This is a genomic window from uncultured Rhodococcus sp. (assembly GCF_963525155.1).
Lineage (GTDB): Bacteria > Actinomycetota > Actinomycetes > Mycobacteriales > Mycobacteriaceae > Rhodococcus_F > Rhodococcus_F qingshengii.
The window spans coordinates 1-3,103 of sequence record NZ_CAURKP010000322.1; the positions used below are offsets into that span (position 1 = coordinate 1).

A 3,103-nucleotide genomic window follows, 5' to 3' on the forward strand; every position below is an offset into this window, starting at 1 on the left:
GCCTCGTAGCGCTCGACCGAGAAGATCAAGGTGACGTTGACGCTGATGCCCTCACCGATCACCTTGGCGATGGCGGGAATGCCTGCCAGCGTCGCGGGAATCTTGATCAGGACGTTCGGGCGATCGACGATCTTGTGCAGCTCGATCGCCTGCGCGACGGTGGCGTCGGTGTCGTGTGCCAGGCGAGGATCGACCTCGATGGACACGCGGCCGTCGACGCCGTTCGACGCCTCGAACTGCGGAGCCAGGATGTCGCACGCAGCACGCACGTCGTCGGTGGTCACCGCGGTGATGGTGGCGTCGACATCGGCGCCGCGCTGTGCGAGCTCACGGACCTGAGCGTCGTACGCCGATCCCTTGGACAGTGCCGCCTGGAAGATCGACGGGTTGGTCGTGACACCCACGATCGACTTCGTGTCGATGAGGTTCTGCAGGTTGCCGGACTGGATGCGATCCCGCGAGAGGTCGTCGAGCCAGATGGAAACGCCTGCAGCGGAGAGCTTTTCGGTATTCACGTTCTGTGTCATCGAGATCATCCCTTCACAGCTGCGAGGGAGCGCTGCGCGGCTTCGACAGTCGCGTCGGCAGTGATGCCGAACTCCCGGAACAAGGTCTTGTAATCGGCGGAAGCGCCGTAGTGCTCGAGCGAGACGGCCTGACCGGCGTCGCCGAGGATGCGCCACCACGGCATCGCGATGCCGGCTTCGACGGACACACGCGCGCGCACGGCGGGCGGAATGACCTCGTCGCGGTACGCCTGATCCTGCTCGAGGAACCAGTCGAGGCACGGCACGGAAACGACGCGGGTTGCGACGCCCTGAGCTTCGAGGGTTTCGCGAGCCTCGGTGGCCAGATGCAGTTCGGAACCGGTCGCCAGCAAGATGACCTCGGGCGAACCGTTGGCTGCGTCGACGAGGACGTAAGCGCCGCGCTTGACGCCCTCGGCAGCCTTCTCCTTGGTGCCTTCGAGAACCGGGATGTCCTGGCGGGTGAGTGCCAGAGCGGTCGGTCCTGTCTTGTTCTCGAGTGCTGCCTGCCATGCGAAAGAGGTCTCGTTGGCGTCACCCGGGCGGACGACGGCGAGGTTCGGGATCGCACGAAGAGCAGCGAGGTGCTCGACCGGCTGGTGGGTCGGGCCGTCTTCGCCGAGACCGATGGAGTCGTGGGTCCAGACGTAGGTGACGGCAGTCTTCATCAGTGCGGCCAGGCGAACCGCCGGACGCATGTAGTCGGAGAAGACCATGAAGGTTCCGCCGTACGGGCGGGTGGGTCCGTGAAGCGCGATGCCGTTGAGGATCGAGCCCATCGCGTGCTCGCGGATGCCGAAGTGGAGCGTGCGGCCGTAAGGCTGCGCATTCCAGTCGTTTGTGGAGATGGAGAACGGGCCGAACGAATCTGCGCCCTTGATGGTGGTGTTGTTGCTGCCGGCGAGGTCGGCGGAGCCGCCCCACAGCTCGGGCAGGATCGGTCCGAGCGCGTTGAGTGCCGAACCGGAGGCCTTGCGAGTCGCAACGCCCTTGGCGTCGGCCTCGTAGGTCGGGAGAGCGTCGGCCCAGCCGGCGGGGAACTCACCGGCGAACAGGCGGTCGAAGAGTTCCTTGCGCTCGGTCTCACGTGCAGCCCACGCGTCGAACTCGACCTGCCATGCCGTGCGTGCGTCGGCGCCGCGGGAGACGACCTCACGGGCGTGAGCCAGAGCGTCGGCGTCGACGTCGAAGGACTTGGCCGGATCGAAGCCGAGGGCTTCCTTGACCGCTGCAACTTCGTCGGCACCGAGAGCGGAGCCGTGGACGTCGCCGGTGTTCATCTTCTTCGGAGCCGGAAAACCGATGATGGTGCGGAGCAAGATGATGGACGGACGATCGACGACGGCCTTGGCCGCGGCAACCGCGTCGAGGATGCCGGAGACGTTCTCGCCACCTTCGACGTGCTGAACGTGCCAGCCGTACGCCTCGTATCGCTTTCCGACGTCTTCGCCGAGAGCGATGGTGGTGTCGTGCTCGATGGAGATCTTGTTGTCGTCGTAGAAGACGATGAGGTTGCCCAGTTCCTGGACACCGGCGAGGGACGAGGCCTCGGACGTGACGCCTTCTTCGATGTCACCGTCGGACGCGATCACGTAGATGTGATGGTCGAAGGGGGAGGAGCCGACCGGGGTCTCCGGATCGAACAGTCCGCGCTCACGACGCGCAGCCATCGCCATGCCGACTGCGGACGCAAGGCCCTGGCCCAGCGGGCCGGTGGTCATCTCGACGCCGACGGTGTGGCCGACCTCGGGGTGGCCGGGGGTCAGCGCGCCCCACGTGCGGAGAGCTTCGAGGTCAGCGAGCTCGAGGCCGTAGCCCGACAGGTAGAGCTGGGTGTACAGCGTCAAGGATGAATGGCCACAGGAGAGAACGAAGCGGTCACGGCCGACCCATTCTGCATCCGAAGGATCGTGGCGCATGACGCGCTGGAAGAGGGTGTATGCCAACGGCGCCAAGCTCATTGCAGTTCCGGGATGGCCGTTGCCGACCTTCTGAACCGCGTCGGCGGCGAGCACGCGGGCGGTATCGACAGCCTTGGTGTCCAGGTCGGTCCAGTCCGAGGGGTGGACGGGTTGCGTGAGGACGTGGATCTCGTCTGTGATCGACACTGGCAGATGTCTCCTGACATGGTGTACGTGGATTGCGAGGGTGGGGTGTCCCTCCACTGCGTAACCCAGCCTAATGGTCCTGGCTGTCCGGGTCGATTCGGTTCCTCAATGGCTGCGGTCTACCATCGTTCGTAGTAGAGAACAGTGTCAGCAGTGTGTCGTGAAGAGTTAGTGCGGTAACGCGTGGTGCAAGGAGAGAACGTGCGGACAGGGCAACAGCCGAGCGGACATGGCTTCGGCAGCCCAGGTGCCGCCCCGCGGGCGACCAATACCGATACGGTGTGGGGTCGCGCAACGGGCAAGGTTCTGGCTTATATCGCGCTCACGAAGCCGCGAGTGATCGAATTGCTGTTGGTGGCAACCATTCCGGCAATGCTGCTGGCCGATCGCGGAACGGTCGACATCGTTCTGATCCTCAGCACCCTCTTCGGTGGCTGGATGGGCGCGGCGAGTGCCAACTCGCTCAAC

2 protein-coding genes and 1 pseudogene are annotated in these 3,103 nt (G+C 65.0%); 1 reads left to right on the top strand and 2 read right to left on the bottom strand.

Going from position 1 to position 3,103, the window contains the following annotated elements:
• Both tal and tkt read right to left on the bottom strand, forming a co-directional pair.
• The coding region (gene tal, locus RWT78_RS28905; RefSeq protein WP_314682858.1) for a transaldolase at positions 1 to 527 on the bottom strand (527 nt) is incomplete at its 3' end.
• Between the two features lie 5 nt (positions 528 to 532).
• On the bottom strand, positions 533 to 2,635 hold the full coding sequence (tkt, locus tag RWT78_RS28910) for a transketolase (RefSeq protein WP_314682861.1): 2,103 nt from the start codon (positions 2,633 to 2,635) through the stop codon (positions 533 to 535).
• Positions 2,636 to 2,836: 201 nt separating this feature from the next.
• Between tkt and RWT78_RS28915 the strand changes: the two are divergent.
• A pseudogene (locus tag RWT78_RS28915) lies at positions 2,837 to 3,103 on the top strand (protoheme IX farnesyltransferase); the annotation flags it as partial.